General features: G+C 53.5%; 17 protein-coding genes and 4 pseudogenes. 7 read left to right on the top strand and 14 right to left on the bottom strand.

Translation table 11 applies throughout. The features are described 5' to 3' along the window. Nucleotides 1-107: 107 nt before the first annotated feature. Both ACYASU_RS22275 and ACYASU_RS22270 read right to left on the bottom strand, forming a co-directional pair. Nucleotides 108-1,013: a cation diffusion facilitator family transporter gene (locus ACYASU_RS22275; protein WP_463584088.1), complete on the bottom strand. Its 906-nt coding sequence runs from the start codon at nucleotides 1,011-1,013 to the stop codon at nucleotides 108-110. 24 nt (nucleotides 1,014-1,037) lie between these two features. Beyond that, complete coding sequence (locus ACYASU_RS22270; RefSeq protein ID WP_122536914.1) at nucleotides 1,038-1,463, bottom strand: polyribonucleotide nucleotidyltransferase; 426 nt, start codon at nucleotides 1,461-1,463, stop codon at nucleotides 1,038-1,040. Between the two features lie 144 nt (nucleotides 1,464-1,607). Here ACYASU_RS22270 and ACYASU_RS22265 point away from each other — a divergent pair. Continuing rightward, nucleotides 1,608-1,988: pseudogene (locus tag ACYASU_RS22265) on the top strand (DEAD/DEAH box helicase); the annotation flags it as partial. 320 nt (nucleotides 1,989-2,308) lie between these two features. Next, the gene (locus ACYASU_RS22260) at nucleotides 2,309-3,868 is read left to right on the top strand and encodes a caspase family protein (protein ID WP_463584087.1); all 1,560 of its coding nucleotides are present in this window, start codon (nucleotides 2,309-2,311) and stop codon (nucleotides 3,866-3,868) included. Nucleotides 3,869-4,150: 282 nt separating this feature from the next. Here the strand turns inward: ACYASU_RS22260 and ACYASU_RS22255 are convergent. The 4 genes and pseudogenes from ACYASU_RS22255 to ACYASU_RS22240 all read right to left on the bottom strand — a co-directional run. After that, nucleotides 4,151-4,273, bottom strand: a pseudogene (locus ACYASU_RS22255) (IS3-like element ISPsy37 family transposase); the annotation flags it as partial. Nucleotides 4,274-4,501: 228 nt separating this feature from the next. Next, entirely contained in the window at nucleotides 4,502-7,774 is a 3,273-nt protein-coding gene (locus tag ACYASU_RS22250) for a DEAD/DEAH box helicase (protein ID WP_463584086.1), read from the bottom strand. Nucleotides 7,775-8,037: 263 nt separating this feature from the next. Then, a complete protein-coding gene (locus tag ACYASU_RS22245; RefSeq protein ID WP_463584085.1) occupies nucleotides 8,038-8,775 on the bottom strand; it encodes a hypothetical protein in 738 nt (245 codons plus the stop codon). A gap of 190 nt (nucleotides 8,776-8,965) precedes the next feature. Continuing rightward, the gene (locus ACYASU_RS22240; protein WP_463584084.1) at nucleotides 8,966-10,219 is read right to left on the bottom strand and encodes a hypothetical protein; all 1,254 of its coding nucleotides are present in this window, start codon (nucleotides 10,217-10,219) and stop codon (nucleotides 8,966-8,968) included. 203 nt (nucleotides 10,220-10,422) lie between these two features. Here ACYASU_RS22240 and ACYASU_RS22235 point away from each other — a divergent pair. Further along, a pseudogene (locus ACYASU_RS22235) lies at nucleotides 10,423-10,803 on the top strand (DEAD/DEAH box helicase); the annotation flags it as partial. A 139-nt stretch (nucleotides 10,804-10,942) separates the two neighbouring features. On the opposite strand, the gene ACYASU_RS22230 reads toward ACYASU_RS22235, so the two are convergent. Next, nucleotides 10,943-11,212 (bottom strand): helix-turn-helix domain-containing protein, encoded by a 270-nt coding sequence (locus tag ACYASU_RS22230; RefSeq protein ID WP_463584083.1) that lies wholly within the window; start codon nucleotides 11,210-11,212, stop codon nucleotides 10,943-10,945. 163 nt (nucleotides 11,213-11,375) lie between these two features. On the opposite strand from ACYASU_RS22230, the gene ACYASU_RS22225 reads away from it, so the two are divergent. Beyond that, entirely contained in the window at nucleotides 11,376-11,846 is a 471-nt protein-coding gene (locus ACYASU_RS22225) for a hypothetical protein (protein ID WP_463584082.1), read from the top strand. 379 nt (nucleotides 11,847-12,225) lie between these two features. Here the strand turns inward: ACYASU_RS22225 and ACYASU_RS22220 are convergent, their stop codons facing one another. Then, nucleotides 12,226-12,999, bottom strand: coding sequence for an AbrB family transcriptional regulator (locus ACYASU_RS22220; protein ID WP_463584081.1), 774 nt, complete (start codon nucleotides 12,997-12,999; stop codon nucleotides 12,226-12,228). Between the two features lie 2 nt (nucleotides 13,000-13,001). After that, a complete protein-coding gene (locus ACYASU_RS22215) occupies nucleotides 13,002-13,316 on the bottom strand; it encodes a hypothetical protein (protein WP_463584080.1) in 315 nt (104 codons plus the stop codon). A 94-nt stretch (nucleotides 13,317-13,410) separates the two neighbouring features. On the opposite strand from ACYASU_RS22215, the gene ACYASU_RS22210 reads away from it, so the two are divergent. After that, nucleotides 13,411-14,319, top strand: coding sequence for a LysR family transcriptional regulator (locus ACYASU_RS22210; RefSeq protein WP_463584079.1), 909 nt, complete (start codon nucleotides 13,411-13,413; stop codon nucleotides 14,317-14,319). A 93-nt stretch (nucleotides 14,320-14,412) separates the two neighbouring features. On the opposite strand, the pseudogene ACYASU_RS22205 reads toward ACYASU_RS22210, so the two are convergent. The 4 genes and pseudogenes from ACYASU_RS22205 to ACYASU_RS22190 all read right to left on the bottom strand — a co-directional run bounded on the left by ACYASU_RS22205 (nucleotide 14,413) and on the right by ACYASU_RS22190 (nucleotide 17,373). Continuing rightward, a pseudogene (locus tag ACYASU_RS22205) lies at nucleotides 14,413-14,991 on the bottom strand (tyrosine-type recombinase/integrase). 330 nt (nucleotides 14,992-15,321) lie between these two features. Then, a complete protein-coding gene (locus ACYASU_RS22200; protein WP_463584078.1) occupies nucleotides 15,322-16,095 on the bottom strand; it encodes an SDR family NAD(P)-dependent oxidoreductase in 774 nt (257 codons plus the stop codon). A 108-nt stretch (nucleotides 16,096-16,203) separates the two neighbouring features. After that, nucleotides 16,204-16,500 (bottom strand): YciI family protein, encoded by a 297-nt coding sequence (locus tag ACYASU_RS22195; protein WP_463584077.1) that lies wholly within the window; start codon nucleotides 16,498-16,500, stop codon nucleotides 16,204-16,206. 60 nt (nucleotides 16,501-16,560) lie between these two features. Then, the gene (locus ACYASU_RS22190; protein WP_463584076.1) at nucleotides 16,561-17,373 is read right to left on the bottom strand and encodes an SDR family NAD(P)-dependent oxidoreductase; all 813 of its coding nucleotides are present in this window, start codon (nucleotides 17,371-17,373) and stop codon (nucleotides 16,561-16,563) included. Nucleotides 17,374-17,735: 362 nt separating this feature from the next. Here ACYASU_RS22190 and ACYASU_RS22185 point away from each other — a divergent pair, with 362 nt between their 5' ends. Further along, nucleotides 17,736-18,737 (top strand): AraC family transcriptional regulator, encoded by a 1,002-nt coding sequence (locus tag ACYASU_RS22185; RefSeq protein WP_463584138.1) that lies wholly within the window; start codon nucleotides 17,736-17,738, stop codon nucleotides 18,735-18,737. 298 nt (nucleotides 18,738-19,035) lie between these two features. Then, the gene (locus tag ACYASU_RS22180; protein ID WP_463584075.1) at nucleotides 19,036-19,536 is read left to right on the top strand and encodes a GNAT family N-acetyltransferase; all 501 of its coding nucleotides are present in this window, start codon (nucleotides 19,036-19,038) and stop codon (nucleotides 19,534-19,536) included. 29 nt (nucleotides 19,537-19,565) lie between these two features. Here ACYASU_RS22180 and ACYASU_RS22175 read toward each other — a convergent pair whose 3' ends face one another. Further along, nucleotides 19,566-19,880 carry a hypothetical protein gene (locus tag ACYASU_RS22175; protein ID WP_463584074.1) on the bottom strand — a complete coding sequence of 105 codons (315 nt, stop codon included), beginning with the start codon at nucleotides 19,878-19,880 and terminating at the stop codon, nucleotides 19,566-19,568. Nucleotides 19,881-20,189: the final 309 nt, after the last annotated feature.

Raw genomic sequence — 20,189 nt, 5'->3', positions numbered from 1 at the left:
CTAAAGCCGGTCCCACTAAGTGCGCGCGGTGTGTCAGTGGGACCGGCTTCAGCCGGGAAGAGGCCGGTTTGGGCGACATCAGATTTGCGGTGTGACAACCGACACCCTCAATTTAAAACCGGTCCATCCCCACGGCCCACCACTTCCTGCGGGTCCGCGTGCACCAGCACTTCGGCCTTGGGGAATTCGTCTTGAATTGCCGCTTCAACCCGCTCGCACAAATCGTGGGCCACCGACAGCGTCAGCGTACCCGGCAGCTCCAAGTGCAGCTGTACGAACCAGTGATTGCCCGAAATCCGCGTGCGCAGGTCATGGGCGCCCAGTACGCCTGGCACGCCTTCTGCCAGTTCGAGCATTTTGGCGCTGACATCCACAGGCAGTTCAGCGTCCATCAGCACCGACACCGTTTCCCGTGCAATGGAAATCGCGCTCCACAAAATGTAGAACGCGATCGCCAGACCAAAATAAGCGTCCAGTTGGGAATAGCCGAAATAAGCCAGACCCAGCGCCAGCATGATGCTGAAGTTAAGCAGCAGGTCAGAGCGGTAATGCAGGGAATCCGCACGAATTGCCGCCGAACCCGTGGCCTTCACCACACGGTGCTGCAACATCAGCAACGCGATCGTCAGGCCGATCGACAACACCATCACCAGCAAACCTAACCCGGGGGCGCCGAGGGGTTGCGGGTGTTGGATGCGATCGACCGCCTGAAAACCAATCAGAAAAGCACTCACCGCGATAAAAAGCGCCTGGGCCATGCCCGACAGCGCTTCTGCCTTGCCGTGGCCATAGCGATGATCGTCATCGGCCGGGCGCAGCGCGTAATGCACGGCCAGAAGATTAAGGAACGACGCGGCGCCATCGAGCAACGAGTCAGTAAGCCCGGCCAACAGACTCACCGAGCCGCTTAGCCACCACGCGATGGCTTTGGCAACAATCAGAATGCTCGCCACGGCAAGCGATGCACGGGTTGCCAGACGCAATAAGCGGGCGTGTTCGGGGCTGGTGCTCATGGCGCTTCCTTTAAATCATGAATCTCAAGCGGACGGGACAAGGCCCAGAGCAGCGAGCTGCTGCACGCTGCCTTTGTGCTGGATCAGGCGAGGATCATCCAGCGGCAATGTGCGGCCGAGCTCGGTTTGAATGATGGCTTGCAGCTTGAGGTTGTCGACCGTGCCGTCAGCGCGCACCGCCGGTTCAAGTTTCTGCGGATCGATCTGCGCCTGATTGCCGCTTGGCAGGTAAATCGCGCCCGTGGCGAAGTCCACGCCGAACGCGATCACGCCGGGGATGATGTAGAACAACAGGCCGATGGCGTCGAGTATCACGATGGCGGGGTCCATTCGACCGCTGCCCTGAATCTGGCCACGACGATCCGGGTAGAAAATACTGCCGCACGCGGTCAGTTGCGTCAGCAGCGTGGCAACCAGAACACCGCCAATCAAACGGGATGGAATGCGCATGGGGATCTCCTCATAAGAAGTCGCAACTATACAAGGCAAATGCCTAATCAATAAGAGTATCCGTAGGGGAAGACAGTTCGTAGGCAGGGTGAACAAAGCCGCAGCGGCTCGCCGTATAATCGTCGCCCTGTTTCTGGAACTCTCATGAATTCGCTGCCCATCGACGCCGTTCTCCCCGCCTTGCGCCAGGCCCTTGCCGATCGGGACGAGGCTGTGCTCGAAGCGCCGCCGGGCGCGGGCAAGACCACCCGTGTGCCGCTGGCGCTTTTGCACGAGTCGTGGCTTGCAGGGCAGACGATCCTGATGCTTGAGCCCCGGCGTCTGGCGGCTCGTGCTGCTGCCGAACGATTGGCGAGCGAAATGGGGGAAAGCGTCGGCGAGACGGTGGGTTATCGGATTCGTCTGGACAGCAAGGTCGGCCCCAACACCCGCATTGAAGTGGTCACCGAGGGCATCCTCACCCGGCGCTTGCAGGAAGACCCTTCGCTGGAAGGCGTCGGGCTGCTAATCCTCGACGAATTTCATGTTTTCCCACAATCCCTGAAATACCCCTCTATCTTGTCAAACTCTGTATCGGTAGTCGCCGCCCCTGCTCTTGATCCAAAGCCTGGAAGGCTTTGTTGCTCCTGCATTGGTTTGGAAAAGCTTCAGCCGGGTAGGTGATTAGCTGATATGGATTCATCTTACGAGTGGACAATATGCAAGAAAAGCCTGGATGCGCGCGTTCAGTACGCCAACTGTTCCTCGTTGGGACGCCCTCATGCGCTTGACGGCTATCGACGCCAACGACAGAATTCAGATTGTGAGCAGAGGCATTCGCTTCCAGGCGCTAAGGATGAAGTGAATTGAAACGGAAAACCAAAGTAGCTGCGCCAGCTGAAATGTTGAAAAAACAGAAAAGATTCAGTCGAGTGACTGCTTTCGTTGTTGCTGTAGAAAACTATCGCAAAAACTCTCTTCCAATAGTTGACTATGCGCATGCCGACGCGCAGGCGTTCGCCGATTGGGTAAGTGCAGTCTATACAGACCTTTCTGATGAAACTCCATCTGTAACTCTGCTTCAAGATTCAGACGCTAGTCTAGCTGCCCTACAAAACGATCTTGGCTATGCTATTAGGAATCTTGAGGCGGAAGAACTGTTTATTTTTTACTACGCCGGTCATGGGTTTCACGGGGCTGGCGGAAATCGGCTCAGCGCCTACGATACAAACCGGGTGAACATTGCAGCTACTTCACTGATGATGCGAGACGACCTTCTCGAACCATTGCTAGTCAGCCAATGTCAGCAAGCCCTGATATTTGTGGATGCATGTGCTGAAAGTTTCAGAGGCGTGGTCAGCTCGCGTGATGTAATCTCTAATCTCGAAACAGATGAAATAGATGAGTTTTTAAATGAGAGCTGGTATCTAGGTGTTTTCCTGTCTTGCTCTCCTGGTGAAAAGTCATTTCCTTCTGCGGATTTAAAACATGGCATATGGACTCATTTCCTGCTTGAGGCGCTGAATGGCCGAGCTCCCAGCGCTTTGACTCGTGACCGGTGGCTTACTGACATAGGGCTGCGAGATTATCTTCAAACGGAGGTGCGTCGTTACATCAAGCATGAGACGACCCTAAACGCTTCCCAGACACCTCAGGCAATATTGAACGCAAGTGGCTCATTTAAGATTCATCATGTAGTTGAGGAATCCAATGCACCCTTGGATGCTTCGTTTTCAAGTATCAAGCTACGCAACACTAGCGTCTACCTTGAGGGAGTCAAAAGCGGAGCGATTAGATCACTTCCCGGCTTCAGTCCCGCCAAAAAACACCGAGTACCCACCAGTCACAGTGATTCAGCTGCATCATGGTGCCGTCGTCTGTTGGATCAGCAGGTCGCAGAACATCTGCAGCACGTTTACGATGTATCGAAAAACACTCTTAAGGAGGGGCGTCGGAGAGTTACTAAGGACTCTGATCCTGGTATGGGAGACGTCCATTCGGATGTCTTTCGATACTCAATCGTTGCAGGGCAGAATCCTGATGATCCATCTGAATTTGAGATTCGTCAAACGCTAGAACTTAGGGATGACTGGGAGGCGGAGCGTGAAGCCATTGAAGCGATTCTGGATCGTGACCTTGATAGCCTAGTTATAATTTTCTCTAAGCTAGATTATGGCTTTGAAGAACTTGTGAGTCGGATCGAGAATATTCGGGATGCCAGCGGTGGAGATGTCGATGATGACAGTCGTACAAAATGCGTTTCCTATAAAAATGATGGCACGACGTTCAGATTCGATCTCAAGCAGAAGAAACTTGAGATCCGGATTAGTGGAATGAGGGATCTCGATTTGCTTGATCAGATTCTACAAATTCAGTTGGGCATTTCCACTGAAAGCCCAATGCTTGCTCTACCTTTAGAACTATAGAAGGTTAGTCATTGGTTTTCATAGGCGGCTGATGATGGGGGCATCTCCGCAGTTCAACCGGCGTAACTTATTGTTTTTGCGGGAATAACCGAGCTGTCGGGTGTGATAGCGCTATTCATTAGTCTATAGCTGAAGCTGTTAGTGGTCAGTCGTAGCGAGAATGAGGGGGCGCAGCAACCCCTCGATCTCGCTAGGCCACTCGCTCCTCCCCCTTCTGTAGAGCTAACCCACAGGGTTTAACTGTAGTGGTCAATTTTTTCCGAACACCTAAACCGGTGATCGTCAGGCCGCTTGCCAATCATATTGATTAGGCCGCAAGTAGCCCATTGTCGAGTGCAATCGTCCCTCGGCATAGAACCGCACTATGTAATCTGTGATGTCCTTTATTGCTTCGCCATGGTTGGCTGCTTTGCTCGTTATTCAGGTTTCATGTGAATCATAACGTTCGGGGTGCGGTCACCAATCCAGGGAGGCCGCTTGACGGGTGGCGAATTACCGATGCCGCTGATAAGCGCTAACGTGAGGGCTCACGATCCTTACCAACCCTCGCGCCCCATCCGCGCGCCTGGATAAGTGACGAGTACATGGTAGTAATGGTTCGATACCTACGTATGACGCCCCCTCCGCAGCGACTTACCCGCTGCATACGATGTCCATATCACACCCTATCGTCTCCTTGAGGTACGCCACCGCAGCGGCTAGGACGAGGTTTTGGTTAGCAGTACGATTAGTCACAGACAGGCCCGGTTGAACGATGAGAATTTCGGCCTCAACAGGTTTGAAACGCGCTTTCTTGATCAAATCATTGAGTGCCAGTCCATTTCCAGCAAGGTAGCGAGTTGAGCGTTGCAGAGAACGCAGTCGTTCCTCACGGCCTTGCATGTGCTTGCCGAGCTCAGAGAAGCGCCATTTCCATTTAGCCGACCTGACCGCCTGTGAACAGACTTCCACGACATCCTTAACTCGCTCGCCGGGAGTGTCTCCCCCGGAATATTTGCAGTGGATCAGCGCAAGTCGGATACGATCATCTTCCTCCTTGAGGCAGACAAGATCCGCTGCCTCACCGGCGCCGTCGTCGTCGAAGACGATATCAAAATCGCCCTGGATGAAGTGTTGGGCGGCCTTCCACTGAATAGCGTCGGCGCGTGCAATGCCGTCTTTCCAGTACGATTCTTTTGTTATGTCGACCCCTGACCAATCCCACGTCTCGAATCGCTCTTCTCCGATTTCTAAATGTCTGGGGTCTTTTGGCTCGATAAGCATGTTGCCGTCCAGTTCGCTCAGGTCGACGAACCGAACCAGCGGTGGATATGAACTCAGATATTGGCTGAGTGCTCCTGACTTTCTCCCCACGGTGAGTTCGACTGCCTCACCGCCTGTTTGCGCAACTACGAAACCAGCCTCGCCACCTACCGTTAAGGTGAACTCGGCAAACTGGCCGTGCTCGTCACAGCTCAGGGCGAACCTCATACAATCACCTTGAACATCAATGTATTTTAGATCGATAAACGTGATTGGAAGGCCGTTTGGAAACGTTGGCGCGGTGAGTACGACCCTATCTTCTGCAATGCCGATAATCTCAGACGGCCATTCGACCGCAAGCACATTTCTGTCCCTTGGAAACCCCGGTATATCCTTGGGAATGAGGACGTTTGCAATGATGTCATCGACAACGATGCTGTCATCGAGAAGTTTGGCGCCAGCCGTCGCACACCAGCGAACGAACTCGGGTATGGAACCTTGCTCTCTCGACCAGACCCTCCCTTTGTATGAGCAGCCAACAGAAACGCGCTCACCATTCTCCCAACCAGTGCCACTGACATTGTTCTTAACGGAGCCGCTGCGCTCGGCTACACCGAGTGCTACCGCAACGTCGGCGCCTGTGTACATGGCGTAACTGAGATTGCGTCGCCCGTGTTTCTTGACCCCCATGTTTTGAAATACCAGGCGGTTTATATGGCCGAGTATCCGGAACATCTGTTCGCCATGGATCAGGTCGGCTTGTCCTGTGACTTGTTCCGCCAGATCCGGGAAAAGCGAGCTGTGATCGGTCGAGGATAGGAATAGCAGTCCAAGTTCCGGATTGTGGTGCAGGACGAAGAGTGTCCACTCACGGTCGAGAACGCCTTTGATGTTCGTCCAGCGAACCCTGCCTTCAGCGCGGGTGACGAAGTAAAGCGTGCGCATTTCCCGGTTGAGCCAGACCCCTTCTATGTGAAGTTGTTGGGAAAGCCCGTGGTGAAAGCGCTCAGGGAAAAACTGTTGGGCCCTGTAAGTGGCTGTGCTGAAAACTGGGCGGAGCAACTGAGGCGACAGAGAAATTTTGGAGTCGCCTTCCTCATCCAGACGTTCGGATGCTTGCAGGAACTCAATCAACTCGCGGTGCTCCCGGACTGCGTTGGAGCTAAGCTCGCTCAGTACCTGATTCCAGTCGGCGTCTTCGCTATATAGGCGTTCCAGTGAGTGGGCGACATCTTGGTCGCCAATGTTGGCCACCACCGTCGCCTCGCCGATGTCCCTTTCTGCCACGCGGGTGAACCGTCCGATAAACTGGAGCATGATGGCCAAACTCCGATGACTGTCATGGAGCGCAGCCACTTTGAGCTCGGGCAAATCAAACCCTTCGCCCAGCATGTCGACGCAGATGACCACCCTGGAAACCCCTGACCGAAGATCGGCCAGCCTAGCTTCAGTGTCGCTGATCTTTGAATGAACCAGGATTGGCTGCAACTCAGGCGCAAGGTGTCGGTAAAGACGTTCTACTAGGGTTGCACGGGCAATACTGCTGCATCGAGCCAGAAGTAGGTGATTAAACCCTGCATCCAAGTCACGTCGTAGCCTAGCTAAGGCTGCCACAGCGATAGCTTGGTCTGCTTGGGTACCACCGCTCGGCTGGTGCACTGGCTCGAAATGTATTGGCTTGAAATAACCGTCGCGCTGTGCAGCGGCAAGTGAGTAGTTGAAAATCACTTTTCCGTCGACTAGTTCGCCATCCCTACGAAAAGGCGTCGCGGTAAACTGCAAGATGGGCAGAGAGTGAAACGCTGATCTTAGCCCGCTCCATGTTTTGGCGGGGACATGGTGGGCTTCATCTAATATCAGTGATTTGCACCGTTGAGCGATCTCAGCAGCGAGCGGGCTACCAGCTTCGAATGCCAGTGAACTTATTGTGGAAACCACCACGTTGCATTGGGTGAATATGTCCAAATCCGTCAGCGTCTTGGGCTTGGATGTGATCAGTCCGACTATTGGATTTGTCACTTCGTTTGGTAGCACCCCCAGAGAGCGCAGCAGCCCCAAGCTCTGAAACTTATTTGCAGTTTGCTGCCGCAGAAGATCCCAAGGAACGACCACAAGCGTGGTCGATTTACCGTACGCTGTCAGAGTAGCCAGCATCGTCTCAGTCTTGCCCGTGCCGGTGGGCATCACAATCGTTGCGGGCTGTGTATCGAGGCTCCAGTGGGCCCCGATGGCGAAGAGAGCGCCTAACTGAGGCGGTCGCAAACCTTCCTGTCCCATTGGGACTTGCCCATTTGCGCCGCGTTGTTCCGCTCTGTATGAAAGTTGATTCTGCCAGCTCTGCGCCGCGTCGTCGGCTACAACGGCCCACCCAGATTCGAGGACTTTGGCTTTGAGATCGATAAGGAGGCGATGAGTCCTCCAGACGACTTTGTCTTCCCGCAGTTGAATGATTCCATCCACTCCGTCGGGCAAAGTGACATTGGGTCGGTCGGTGAGCAGGACGCGTCTACCACATTCGAGCAGCCACAAGCGTTCTTTGATACGGGGCGACACGTTCACCAAGGTCTCATTGACGACGCGCGTAGTGACGGCTGGCTGTAGCTGATGCCGGATCTTTCCTATAGAACAGCGTTGCTCATAGACCACGGGTGGGAGCACAACCATCAGAATCCTCCTTGAATTACTTACAGTTGGGTGCTGCATAGGGCAGGCATTATATGACGAATGGCTTAATGATGGCGCAGTGGCGCGCACCGAAAGGCCCAGAGCGGGCTTCGCCTCAGTCTTAGTCTTCCCTTCTGCTTCAGCACCGTAGCTAGGTTCTCACGGTTCTCGCCCTTCGGGTGGCCGGGCTTCGAGTCCTTTCAGTAAAGGGTTCGACTCCTGCTCGCGGCCAAGCCACCCCTCGGATGCCAATAATCGCGCTCTTAGCTGTACGGCGTCTTATCACCCCGACCATACATGGCATCACGCTCTTGATCCCGTTGCTTGCGCAGGGGCGGATGATAAACATCGGATCGAGGGTAGGGTTTCAGAATCGTGTTGATCAGCAGCATGATGGCAGTGGGGGCAAGGCAAAGATAGAACGGCACCTCATGGCCATCGGCTAGCCATACGAGCAGCGTCTGAGTGCCGGAGGCGTAGCCTGCCCAGGCATCTGCGATCAGTAACAACGCCAGACCGCACATCAAGGTAGCTGCTTGCTGGTGGTTGCTAAACTTGCGAACAAAGGATGGATTTTTCTCCCGATAGATGGCCATCAGGAACTCATCCCGCGTTCGTAACGCTTCAGTGTGCAAGTAATGAAGGGACACCTCGTGGGGACGCGCAGAATGCTCGCTGAACGCGTTGATGAGCCAGTTGGGAGCATATTCGATCACTATCGCTCTCAGTAATCCAGAGAACAACGGGATGACCAGGGACACGGTGAGGCAAAATCCTGCGGCGGCGATGAGCAGGGCGCCCACCGACCCCCAGATCTGTGCACTGTCAGCGGTGACCGATAACAAGTTTCTGTGAAGGAACCAAGCCAGCACCGCATCGGCGTACAGCGCTATGTAGACGAGCTGGACTCCCCACTTGAACTCCCACGCTTTTTCGATGAACGAGATTGAGATAGCGTCAGCGGCATTCACCTTGCTCTTGCTTTGAGTCTCGTCTGTCATGCAAATCCTTTTTCTTTCTTGAAATGAGAGGATGTATGGATACCTAACACCTACCGAAGCTGACCAGCAGGTGTAGCAACGCAGTTATGGATCGAAATCCTGATGCTGCCATGTGGCTGGACGCCCTCGCCAGCAATGTCCACTTACCTCAAAGGCCTTGGCAAAATTCGTGATGATGCCTGGCTCCTTCTCAGTCGCTATATGGAGCTTCGGCTAAGTTCGATGCAGATGCCTTGGGTACCAGCCGCCTGAAGAAATTCTGCGCCGTCGTAAACCATGCTCCATACCAGCCCTCGTATTTTTCGGCGATCGGATAGCTGTAATCGTAGTCAAATATGTCGTCGAACCAGTGGGCACCAGCTGAGTTGGTTTTGTTCAGAAACTGCGCAGGATGGGTGTTACCAGACAGGATGTCGGCATGCTGCCTAGCGCCAACCACCCTGCCAAAGATCCGCCCTTGGTAATCGTCCGACAGCTGTTTAAGCATGTCATATACTTCCGGGATTCGGTGGTGGTCTCCGCACCAGGCGGCAAAGTTGATGTCGAACCCGATGTTGTAGATTTTCCAGTTTTTGGAATGTAAATGAGCGAGCACTACCAGCTGCTGGGTTGTTTCGTTGATCAGCACGTGCACGGACGTTGGGCAAGCATCCCTTAACCACTTCAGGTGTTCCCAATGGTAGGTAGAGATGGTCTCTATGCAGAACATATCCTTCTCACCGTGGGCCAGCCATTCAGCGCAGACTCCGGTAGCGTGGCAAACGCCTGCAATCTCGACTTGGCTCATTTCGATTGTCTCGGACTCCAAGTAGCCCAATCGCTGCTCGCTGTCGTAATCGACCAAGTCAATGAACCGACTGGGGGACATCGACAGGCTTGCTCTGACTGCATGAACCCGCTTACCGCAGTTGTAGAAGCGTCTTGTCATCGTGTTGTCTGTAGTTGGGAGCTGTTCTTGCTGGGTATCCAGTCTCTTCATCACCGCCGAGATTTCCACGGCGCAAAGTGCATCAGTGATCTCGGGACTTTCATTTGCAAGGTGGGCCAGCTGATGGAGAGGATAAATGGTCGAAGCCCAGCCATGGTTAGCACACGCGTTGCGAAAAACTTCTTCGTCCGTGCCCACGGGGGCCGAAATGCAAACAACGACCTCGTCGATTTTGTCACGGATCCCGCAATCCTCACGGCGGAGCTTCTCAATGTCACCCAAGACCTTGGCTTGCAGTCCGGAAATCTGGCCAGTGCATAGCACGGCAGTGTAGCGGTCATCAGCCTTTTTGTAGGCCAGCAGATCGGCAGGGCCCTGAGTCACCCGACCCAGGTAATTCAAAGTGTCGTTCAGGTTCTCGTAATCGCTGGATATTGTCGGAAGCAGTCGGCGCACGAAATTTTCGAGCTCGGAGCCATGCAGCAATCCGATCTTGGACTTCAGTAGTTCAATCAAGCTTTCCTTCCCCATCTGCGAGAAAAATACGGTCTTTGCCTACTGGCTGCCGTAGGCTCGCTTTCATTCATGATTGCAGCTCAACGCTATTTGCATTGCGCTGTGCATCGTGTTGTTGGCGGTGACTGCTCTTAAGCTAAAACACGCTGCCTGATTCCCCAACCCCACCCCGGTATACTCTCGGCATCTCTCCGGGGGCCCCCATGATCTCGTTACCCATCGACGCCGTTCTCAACGCCCTGCGCCAGGCCCTTGCCGATCGGGACGAGGCCGTGCTCGAAGCGCCGCCGGGCGCGGGCAAGACCACCCGTGTGCCGCTGGCGCTTTTGCACGAGTCGTGGCTCGCAGGGCAGACGATCCTGATGCTTGAGCCTCGGCGTCTGGCGGCTCGTGCTGCTGCCGAACGATTGGCGAGCGAGCTGGGGGAGAGCGTCGGCGAGACGGTGGGTTATCGGATTCGCCTGGACAGCAAAGTCGGCCCCAACACCCGCATCGAAGTGGTCACCGAAGGCATTCTCACCCGGCGCTTGCAGGACGACCCGTCGCTGGAAGGTGTTGGCCTGCTGATCTTCGACGAATTTCATGTTTTGCCATTTGCACCAAAACCCGAGATTTTCGTCAAAAACGCAAAGGGGCTGCTGATCGGTCAGAGCTGATCTGAGGTGTTTGATAAGAGGTGGCGCTGCTTCCTTAGCGGAGTTAGTGAGCCAATGTCACTTAAGCTTACTTACCCAAGTCGCGCAGTTCCTCCCTCACGGACGCGAAGAGAGCTTCGGGCGACTGCCCGTTTGCTAACTGTGAGTATGCCAATATGGTTATTGGGTTAACGTTGAGAGTGGCCGCCAGTTGCTCAAGTTTTTGTAGTGTGGGACTTCTCAATCCTCTCTCAACTGCACTGATGAAGGACTGGCTAGCGCCTAGGGATTCTTGGGGGATATGCTTCCGAGTTCGGATTTCTCTAAGCGCAATTCCAAAATCGCTTTTGCTTGTCATTCTGAATAGCTCACAAAAGGTAAGATAAAGCCCTTTTGTTAATTGAAGCGCTATGCTGTATGCAGCATATGTGGCATTCTTTCCTTTGAATTGATGTCCGATCGGTGTTCTCGGTAGGTGTACTGACCGTGTGCAGCGAGCATTCACCTGTTCCGGAGGAAATATGTTTATCACTTACCTAGATGACCAGATTGAGAGCAGAAGCGAGGCGGGTCTTCACCACCACATTAATGCTTGGAAGCGATTTGATACCACCCAGATACATTTCCAGTTGGTCGAGAGAAGACGGGTGGCCGGAGAGCTTGAGGAAGTTCTGGTTTTTATTTCCGATCCCTACGAACTGCGAAGACTAGTGATGAAGCTAAGAGCAGTAGACTCAGCAGCGGTGCGAAGTGTAAAAGTATGTACGCCGGGACCGTTCAATGGTACGGATGGCTGGTCACAGGATCTTCTTCTTGCGCTATACCTCGCTGTACATAAATTAACTTCGGAGGTCAAGCTGATTTACACAACTGAAAAAGAGGTGTTTGGCTTAGCTGACGCTGAGAATTTGAAGGCTTTTTATAAGGAAGTTTTGTATCAGGCGCCAGGCCATGCCCTTGATCTTTTCGATGACTATATAAGTGTTCTTTGATAGCCGCCTGCGCTTGTTTGGGATGCACTACCGTTGATTTCGAAGTCATTGGATGCTACAGCAGAAATTGTCCAGAATCTAAGGACGTTGGCCATCGTAATACGGGTAAGTTATGACTTCATTTACGAGTCTCCTCTCTCGGATCCGCAAAACCTGTCTCATGCCATGGTAGGTCGATAATTGGTGATAACGTATTTCTTGCCTTAGCAAGCACTCGAGGCCACAGCACAAACGGCATTTATGGTTGATGGAATTGCCTGGCTTGCCTTGCCGAGACCAGCGTACCGCTCGCCTCCCGCCCGTGCCGCGCAAGTTTAAGAAGGTCGATGTAAAGAGGCCGCTTCCGGCCAAAAGCGGTCATTCAGGCCTACCTGCATTTTTAAGCAGCCCAGTTTTTTAACCGAGCTGCCATCCACCTGTGGAGCGGCAACGTGGCCGTTTGTATCGAAATCATTCGGATGATTTGCATGGCCGTCACGAGTGTGACAGCCAGGTTCAACGCCTCAGCCGTAAGGCTCATCTCGGGCGCGCTTCCAGGCATCATACCAAGTCCCAGTGAAAGCCAGGACACGCCCAGCAGCCATCCAAGAACCCATGCGACCGCCCCCGTCGCTATTACCGACCCCGCGAGCAACGACATCACTTTGCACAAGAAAGCCGGTGCCCGGCGAAAGAACGCGCGATCAAAATTGATCGCAAGCGCACACCCGACCATCAACTGCCCACAGGCACTTAGCCAACCTGGCATGCTCATGCGCAGTTCGGCACTAGGGACTACTACCGCACACACTAGAAAAGGGCCAAAGGTCCAGGGGTTAGGCAAATCGAAGCGCTTGAACAGCAATGCTGCGACCAATCCCAACGGCAGAACGGTCAGTAGCCATCCCCACACTACAGGCAGAGCAATGGCCTGCACCGCGTGGGGTGCAGCAAACGATGCGGCTAACGGAACGCCGAGCAGAATCAATAACAGCCGAACGCTATGCGCTGCCGCTACAAAGCCGGCATCTGCGCCCCGTTGGCGTGCAAGGTGGATCATCTCTGTTGAATTGGCAGGCATCAGTGCGAAGTAAGCCGTTGAATAAGGCACGCCCCAACGGCATAGGATGACAATACCCAGCAATGCCAGCACCAAAGTGAGCGCAATTGCCACCGTCACAATCCCAGGTTTGAAAGCACCTCGTGCATGACGCTCAAGGTGAAGTGGCAACCGATTGCCGTAGCGACGATCAGTTGTCCTGCTTTGCGGCCATGGGGAATCTCTGGCAACAACCATCCGCAGCAGCGCACGACCATCACCGTTGCCAACGATCCAATCACCCAAGGCAGCTGCCAGCCAATCAGGCTGGCAAGACCACCGCCAAGCACGCCAGCGAACAGAGTTGCAAGGGGAGAAACAGGAAGTCTGAGCATGACGGCCTCGATATTCGGGTCACGCAGGAGTCGCGGACCACGATCATTGGCGCGCATGTTAATAAGTCCCTTCCATCACGAATAATACTAAGATGTGATTACATTCATCACAGGTTGTTATTCTGTGACTTTCACAATGAGCGTATCTGCCATGAACCTGAAGGCCCTTAGATGCTGCGTCGAAGTGGCCCGGCAAGGCAGCTTCACCAACGCTGCACAGAGCCTGCACATCGCGCAACCTGCTCTGAGCATGGCTGTGAGCCGGATGGAGGAGGAGCTGGGTGTCACTCTCTTCAATCGCGCAGGCCGAAAAATCACCGTGACCGCTGAAGGGCAAAGCTTTCTGGCCCATGTGCAAGTAGCGTTGCTGGAGCTGGACATGGCGCGCCAAGAGCTACGTGACATGACGCAATTGCAGAGCGGCGAGATACGCATAGGCGTGCCCCCGATGTTCGGTCTTAACTATATCCCCGAGGTGCTCAGCGCATTCCGGATCCAGTATCCGGACATTGTGATGACAGTGCTGGAAGGCAGCGCCGATGACATCAGCCAGCGCCTTGAAGACCGCAACATCGAAGTCGCGTTGTTGGAGTCGCGGCGAGTCAAATCAAACTGGGACTCAGTACTATTGGGAACGGACGAGATGGTGTTATGCATGAACGAACACAACCCGTTAGCCCAGGAACCCTTTCTAGAAGCCCGACACTTGCAGGATGAGCCCATGGTGGTGTTCGATCAGACATTTCTGCAACGCCATTTGCTCGACGCTTTCTGCGACGGTGGCGGCGCAAATTACCGGATTGCATTGCAAAGCAACTTCGTATCACTCGTCATCAAGGCCACTGCCGATGGGATCGGGATTTCCACCTTATTGCGCTCTGTTCAGGAGCGCGAGCCGGGCATTCTGGGCGTACCTTTCAAACCCGCACAAGCCATGAGTTTCAGCTTGTGCTGGCGGGCGAACGAATACCTTTCCTTCGCTAACAAGCGTTTCGTCGACTTTCTCCAGACAACGGGGATTTTTGAGAGGGATCCGGCCAGGGGCCGGCGAGCGGAGTGACTGCTTTGGGTCGGACAGCGACGGTCTAGCATCGACCGTCGCAGCGGGTGGTCAGACTTCTGTCTGTTCCGCCATTTCCAGGGCGTCATCGACCTAGATTCCCAGGTATCTGACGGTGCTTTCAAGCTTCGTATGACCAAGCAGGAGTTGGACCGCTCTCAGGTTCTTCGTCCTGCGATAGATCAGCGATGCCTTGGTTCTCCGTAGCGTGTGAGTACCGTACATGGTTGGGTCAAGGCCAATGGCTGTCACCCACGCTTTGACTATTCGAGCGTATTGCCTGGTGGAGAGATGATCTGAGCCGTGCAACCGGCTCGGAAACAAGAAGTCCTCACTGCGGAGGTGAGCCTGATGCATCCAAGCCTCCAGAACCGTTCGGGTTTGCTAAGTGATTTCAAATTGCACTGGGTGCTGAGTTTTCTGCTGCATCACGATGGCCCGTGACGACACATGTTCCTCATGGGCTATGTCTCGTACTCGCAACTTAGTTAAGTCACAGGCACGCAGCTTGCTGTCGATAGCCAAGTTGAAGAGAGCCAGATCCGGTGTCTTCTCCGCGAGCTGGAGCCTGACTCGGATGGCCCAGATACTTCTGACTCGGAGCGGGGCTTTCTGCCCGACAAGCTTTTCCTTGTTCCAAGGCTGGTGGCTGTATGTAGCAATAGTATTCATGGCTTGTCTTCCATGTTGAGGGAGGACAAGGGTGGATCAGTCACAGTGCGTGGTGGTCGCTAACCGGCCCAAAGCGGACATTCGTCCAATCAACGGGACAGCTCTTGGCGATCCACTAGCACTGGTGTGAGGTATCTATTGGCTAGGGCCGGCCGTGCCCTGGCGGGCTACGATGTCTGCGCGTCTAAGGGCGCACTTTTCGACGACAGCCATCAGCTCTCGACGCTGATCTGCAGAGCTATAACCTCACTTTCAGCCGCCTCGAAGGTTAAGGAGTGACCTTCGAGGCGGGGGTAATGGCAACGCCTGCGCCCGGCGTCACCACACTTTTTAAGAGCGGTAGCGTGCTGCCGGTTGGGCGTTGCTGAAACCTTGCGCCAAGAGCCCGCGTTCCCGCTCGAAAGCTTCCCATGCAGTAACGTCAGGTACAGGTGGAATGGTGACCAATTCCTTACGATCAAAACCTACCAGTGCCGCATCCACAAGATCATCAACTTCCATGACGTCGGGCACCTTGCTGATGTCGCCGCCCGCACGTTCGTAAATTTCTGTACGCGTAGCTGCAGGCAGTACGGCTTGAACGTACACGCCCTTCGACGTGACTTCTGCCGCGAGGCTCTGCGAGAGCGTCAGGACATAGGACTTTGTGGCCGCGTAGATGCCATGGGAGTATTCAGGTAGAAGTGCCAGCACTGACGCGATGTTGATGACCGATCCGCTGCCACGTTTCACCATCCCACCAATGACGGCTGATGTTAATAACGTTGGGGCAAGGACGTTGAGTCGCAGTAACTTGTACATGTCGGCAGATTCGGCTGTGGCGAAATCCCCCATCAATGCGGCCCCGGCATTATTGACGAGAATATCAATCGGTGGTTCTGAGCGCAGCCGTTGAAGCACCGGCTCGATCTGAGCGCTGTCAGTCAAATCAGCAGTTATGACTTCGATGGAAACACCATGTTCGTCACGTAACTCAGTGGCGAGAATGTTGAGTTTGTCGGTCGCGCGAGCGACGAGAACAAGGTCATGGCCGCGAGCGGCAAACCGGCGGGCATAAACAGAGCCTATGCCGCTCGATGCGCCAGTGATAAGTGCAGTTGTCATATCTATACTTCCTGTTGTTGGCATTTATAACTTAGTGGGCAGCCGCCTGCTGAGCACTAAAGTCATTTACTTAATAAAAACAGCTCGTCGATATCGACAGCCCACGAATCATCCACGCGCCTTTAAATGAAGCATTGCGTAGTGTTCGTAGTGTCCACTTCCGTTCTTTACGATAGGGTCCTGCGATGTGATCGCCGCGATGTCCTGATCATCCTCAATTTGATACAGCGAAACACCATAGCTGCCATCAGGATCAATCACCGGGCCGTGGGCCACGACCACTCCCTGCTCAAGAAGCTCATTCAGATAACTACCATGTTGAGTCATCCACTGACGCTCGTCGGCAGTCATTGTTGCCAGGAAGTCCGCGCGTGGCGGGATATACTTGCAAAGATAATGTTTCATAAGTTAGTTCTCGTTACCTGAACACATATGAATCGACAAAAACAGAGCCTTATAGATATTCTATAGCTTTTTGCCTAATGCAATGCTTTTAAATATTGCATTCTCAAAAATTTTGGGTAGGTAGCTTTGAAGGAACAAAATCATGCCGGCCATCTTTGCCACAGGATTGCTGAACTTCGGTTCTTTCGTGCCGATAAGCTTGATGATAGTGCTCACAACGGCGTGCGGCGATTCTGCTTCATCTATACCCTTTTGTGTTACCAGGTTCACTTTTGTACGGTAAGGGTCGTAGTCGGCGATCTTGCTATCCGTAACAGAGAGGGCATTCAGCCCCAGATTTGTTTTAAACCAACCGGGTTCGACCACGCTGACATTGATATTGAATTGATTCAACTCGAAGCGTAACGATTTAAAGTATCCTTCCACTGCGTGTTTTGATGCCGAGTAGTAAGAAAGATTAGGTGGCCCTATCAATCCTACCATTGAACTGACTGTGATGATCTGGCCACTTTTCTGTTTTCGCAATTGCGGCAACACCGCATTTGTAACCTTGACGGTGCCCCAGAAGTTTGTTTCAAGCTGCTGGCGACCTACTTTTACAGGTGTTTCCTCCGCAATCCCAGTCACCATATAGCCAGCGTTGTTGACCAAAACATCCAAAGTTTTGATGTTTTTAAACAGCTCGTCAGTAAACGACCGGATAGAACTATCATCGTCAATATCTAAGCGCAGTAATTTGAATGGAACTCTGCTAACATACTTTTCTGGATTACGACTCGTACCAACGACGTTAAAACCTTGCTGGTGAAGATTGGTGGCAAGAATTAAGCCAAATCCCGATGAGGCGCCGGTGATTAAAACTGTTTTTTTCATATGACTACCATTAGTGGGAGGAGAAGCGCAAAACCCGTCTTGTTCTGGAAGATGCTTTGTTCTGTATTTACTCGATACCGATGCGACCATCGAGATCGGGCAATTCAACATCTCAGATAGGCATACATTGCTCGCCTAATGAACAGCTAGCACTCGCCTAACGCGCCAACTTGACCTCGAAAGGCGCCAATTTTGTTTTGGTGTTTCTGGCGCCATCCGCCGTTGTCGTGGCGTGATTGGCGACCTAAACTGAGCCTGTGAATACTGAAAATAAATCTCCCCATGAGTGAAGTAAATTTCCCATGATTGGTAAGCGCAGCTCAGCTTTGGACTATTCAGTTTGGCCAGGATGGCGGGTATTGATGCAAGATGCGGGACTGGCAACTGCTCCCGTTTTGCGTCGCGCGGAATTGCCAGGCGATTTGTTTACGCGACAGAACGTTCGCCTGGACTCGGCAAATTTTTTCAAGCTTTGGGAGGCTATTGAAGCTGAAGCCAAATCTATAAACGCCGACTTGCCCGCTCCCTTACAAATTGCTCAGGTCATGTCGTCAGACTGGTTTGACCCGGAGCTTTTTGCTGCGCTGTGTAGTGCCAATATGGGCAGTGCCCTCGACCGGATTGCCAAATATGTGAGGTTAATCGCGCCCATGGTGATTCGGGTTGTACGGACTAACTCGCACACCACCGTCACCATGGACTTTTTAGACTCCTCTGAGCCACCTACAGTGTTTTTAGCGTTCAAGCTCGTCTTCTTTGTTCAACTGGCAAGGTTGGCGACACGTAGTGCTGTGCAGCCGTTGCAGGTGAACTGGCCATCGCCGTCAACCCTTGGCCCGGACTTAAATACGTACCAAGCCTACTTCGGTGTTCCCGTAACTAATGCGCCACAGGCCAGCGTGGTATTTGCAGCAGCGGATGTCGAGCGCCCTTTTCTGACAGAAAACCATAAGATGTGGCTGTTTTTTGAACCCAGTCTGCGACAGCGATTGTCTGACCTGGACAGGACATCCGGAATGGTCGAACGGGTACGCAGTACGCTGCTTGAGTCTTTACCGGCGGGCGCGGTATCGATGCAGGAAATCAGTCGAAAACTAGGGGTCAGCACCCGCACGCTTCAGCGCAGGCTGCAGGACGAAGGGACTACGTTCCAGCAGACGCTGGATACTTTGCGCGACTCCTTGGCACGCCACTACCTGCGCAATACCGCTATGTCGAGCGCGGAGATATCGTTTCTTTTGGGGTTCGAGGACTCCAACTCTTTTGCTCGCGCATTTCAATCGTGGACAGGAAGTACGCCACGCAAGGTGAGGGCTCAAATGGATAATTCCAGCCATCCCTTGGCTGATAGTTCAGGCGAATAGGAGGGGGGGATCGCCGCTGATTAAATAGACACTCGGGAGCGTCCGCTTCGGGCCGTTTTCTGCCTGTCGTGGACGGGCAAAAAACGACCCAAAGCAGCCGCTCCGACTGAGGGCCTTTGCCACCTGCTACCGCTACCTGCGTGGAACGGGGTTCTGTTAAACCGCTCGACTACTTCATATAGTGGTTATGTGGCGAAGAATGACCAGATTTTTTTCAGGTTTGCACGGCGAAAAATAAACTTCAGAGGCGCAGGGGATAACCACTGCAGAGGTCCAGAACTCATGGGAGGAAAGTGCGGTGATTGACTCTAAAATTCGTATTGATCGTTATGCGCAAGGTGATGAGCAAGGCATCGTCGAGATGATCGTGCCCATTCAGAGGGAGGAGTTTGGCATCAACATCTCGGCTAAAGAGCAACCCGATCTGATGTCGATCCAGACGTTCTATCAGACCGGCGCGGGGGATTTCTGGGTGGCAAGATGTGAGGATGATGTGATTGGCTCGATCGGCTTAAAGGACATCGGCAACGGCGAGGCGGCATTGCGCAAGATGTTCGTTGCCGCGCCTTGGCGCGGCCGTAAGTACGGTGTGGCACGGCAGTTATTGGAATGCTTGCTTGAAGCTGCTCAGCGGCGAGGATTGCAGCGGATCTATCTTGGGACCACGGCGAATTTTCTGGCGGCCCATCGATTTTATGAAAAGCACGGATTCGAGCTCGTCGAGAAGAACGCGTTGCCAGCGAGCTTTCCGCTGATGGCGGTTGACACGCGATTTTACGTGTTGCGTTGCCAGCGCTGAGCTTTCTGCTTTACCAGGTCTGGCCGCCATCATGTTTCGATGCAGTTGGCCGGATCGAAAAGCACCCATTCGTCTTCGTCCATGATCTGAATTGCTCGCAGCGAGCCGTTCGTAAACTCCAGTCGGTATTCTTCGACAGCATCGCGAATGTCGAGCCATCCGGTATAGCTCAAGTCGCCCACAGGCCGCTCGTAGACATCCTGAGTGCAGACACGGACCAGACGGCCTGATGTCGTAACTTCGTATCGGTCTTGCTTGCATTCGAGGTCTGTCGTCTGGAAGTGGCCGCCTTCGCGTCCGTTTGGCAGGCGGTAGCTGAAAATGACTTCGTCGTACATCTCCATAGATTTCCCCTCAGTATTTGAAGAACTTCAGACGGCAAGCATATTTCTTTCGGACGCGGCGTTCAGGCGGATCAGCTGGTGCAGACAGCCAGGCACCTGCTCAAAAACGGCCACTTATCGCAGCTAGAGATTTAAAGACTTACGTTAACCCGCGGTAGGGATATCTAAGCACGGCAACGCGCGAGGTAATCTATTGCGCAGAACCGCTGAACACTTAAGCGGTGTGGTGTTTTACCTCAAAGGGCTAGCGAGTGCAGATCATGTGCTGCGGTGATGTGACCGTCCACCTGTGAGCCCCAATGATAGGAG

The organism is Pseudomonas sp. HP_12 (genome assembly GCF_055283955.1).
The sequence above is the reverse complement of the archived record's forward strand: the minus strand, read 5'-3'. Positions and strand labels throughout refer to the sequence as shown.

What these genes read in the sequence shown, in the direction of transcription:
- ACYASU_RS22175 (WP_463584074.1), bottom strand. Translation starts at nt 19,880, where the DNA reads ATGGAGATGTACGACGAAGTCATTTTCAGCTACCGCCTGCCAAACGGA.
- ACYASU_RS22275 (WP_463584088.1), bottom strand. Translation starts at nt 1,013, where the DNA reads ATGAGCACCAGCCCCGAACACGCCCGCTTATTGCGTCTGGCAACCCGT.
- ACYASU_RS22270 (WP_122536914.1), bottom strand. Translation starts at nt 1,463, where the DNA reads ATGCGCATTCCATCCCGTTTGATTGGCGGTGTTCTGGTTGCCACGCTG.
- ACYASU_RS22230 (WP_463584083.1), bottom strand. Translation starts at nt 11,212, where the DNA reads ATGACAAGCAAAAGCGATTTTGGAATTGCGCTTAGAGAAATCCGAACT.
- ACYASU_RS22195 (WP_463584077.1), bottom strand. Translation starts at nt 16,500, where the DNA reads ATGAAACATTATCTTTGCAAGTATATCCCGCCACGCGCGGACTTCCTG.
- ACYASU_RS22225 (WP_463584082.1), top strand. Translation starts at nt 11,376, where the DNA reads ATGTTTATCACTTACCTAGATGACCAGATTGAGAGCAGAAGCGAGGCG.
- ACYASU_RS22210 (WP_463584079.1), top strand. Translation starts at nt 13,411, where the DNA reads ATGAACCTGAAGGCCCTTAGATGCTGCGTCGAAGTGGCCCGGCAAGGC.
- ACYASU_RS22190 (WP_463584076.1), bottom strand. Translation starts at nt 17,373, where the DNA reads ATGAAAAAAACAGTTTTAATCACCGGCGCCTCATCGGGATTTGGCTTA.
- ACYASU_RS22200 (WP_463584078.1), bottom strand. Translation starts at nt 16,095, where the DNA reads ATGACAACTGCACTTATCACTGGCGCATCGAGCGGCATAGGCTCTGTT.
- ACYASU_RS22215 (WP_463584080.1), bottom strand. Translation starts at nt 13,316, where the DNA reads ATGCGCGCCAATGATCGTGGTCCGCGACTCCTGCGTGACCCGAATATC.
- ACYASU_RS22185 (WP_463584138.1), top strand. Translation starts at nt 17,736, where the DNA reads ATGCAAGATGCGGGACTGGCAACTGCTCCCGTTTTGCGTCGCGCGGAA.
- ACYASU_RS22245 (WP_463584085.1), bottom strand. Translation starts at nt 8,775, where the DNA reads ATGACAGACGAGACTCAAAGCAAGAGCAAGGTGAATGCCGCTGACGCT.
- ACYASU_RS22250 (WP_463584086.1), bottom strand. Translation starts at nt 7,774, where the DNA reads ATGGTTGTGCTCCCACCCGTGGTCTATGAGCAACGCTGTTCTATAGGA.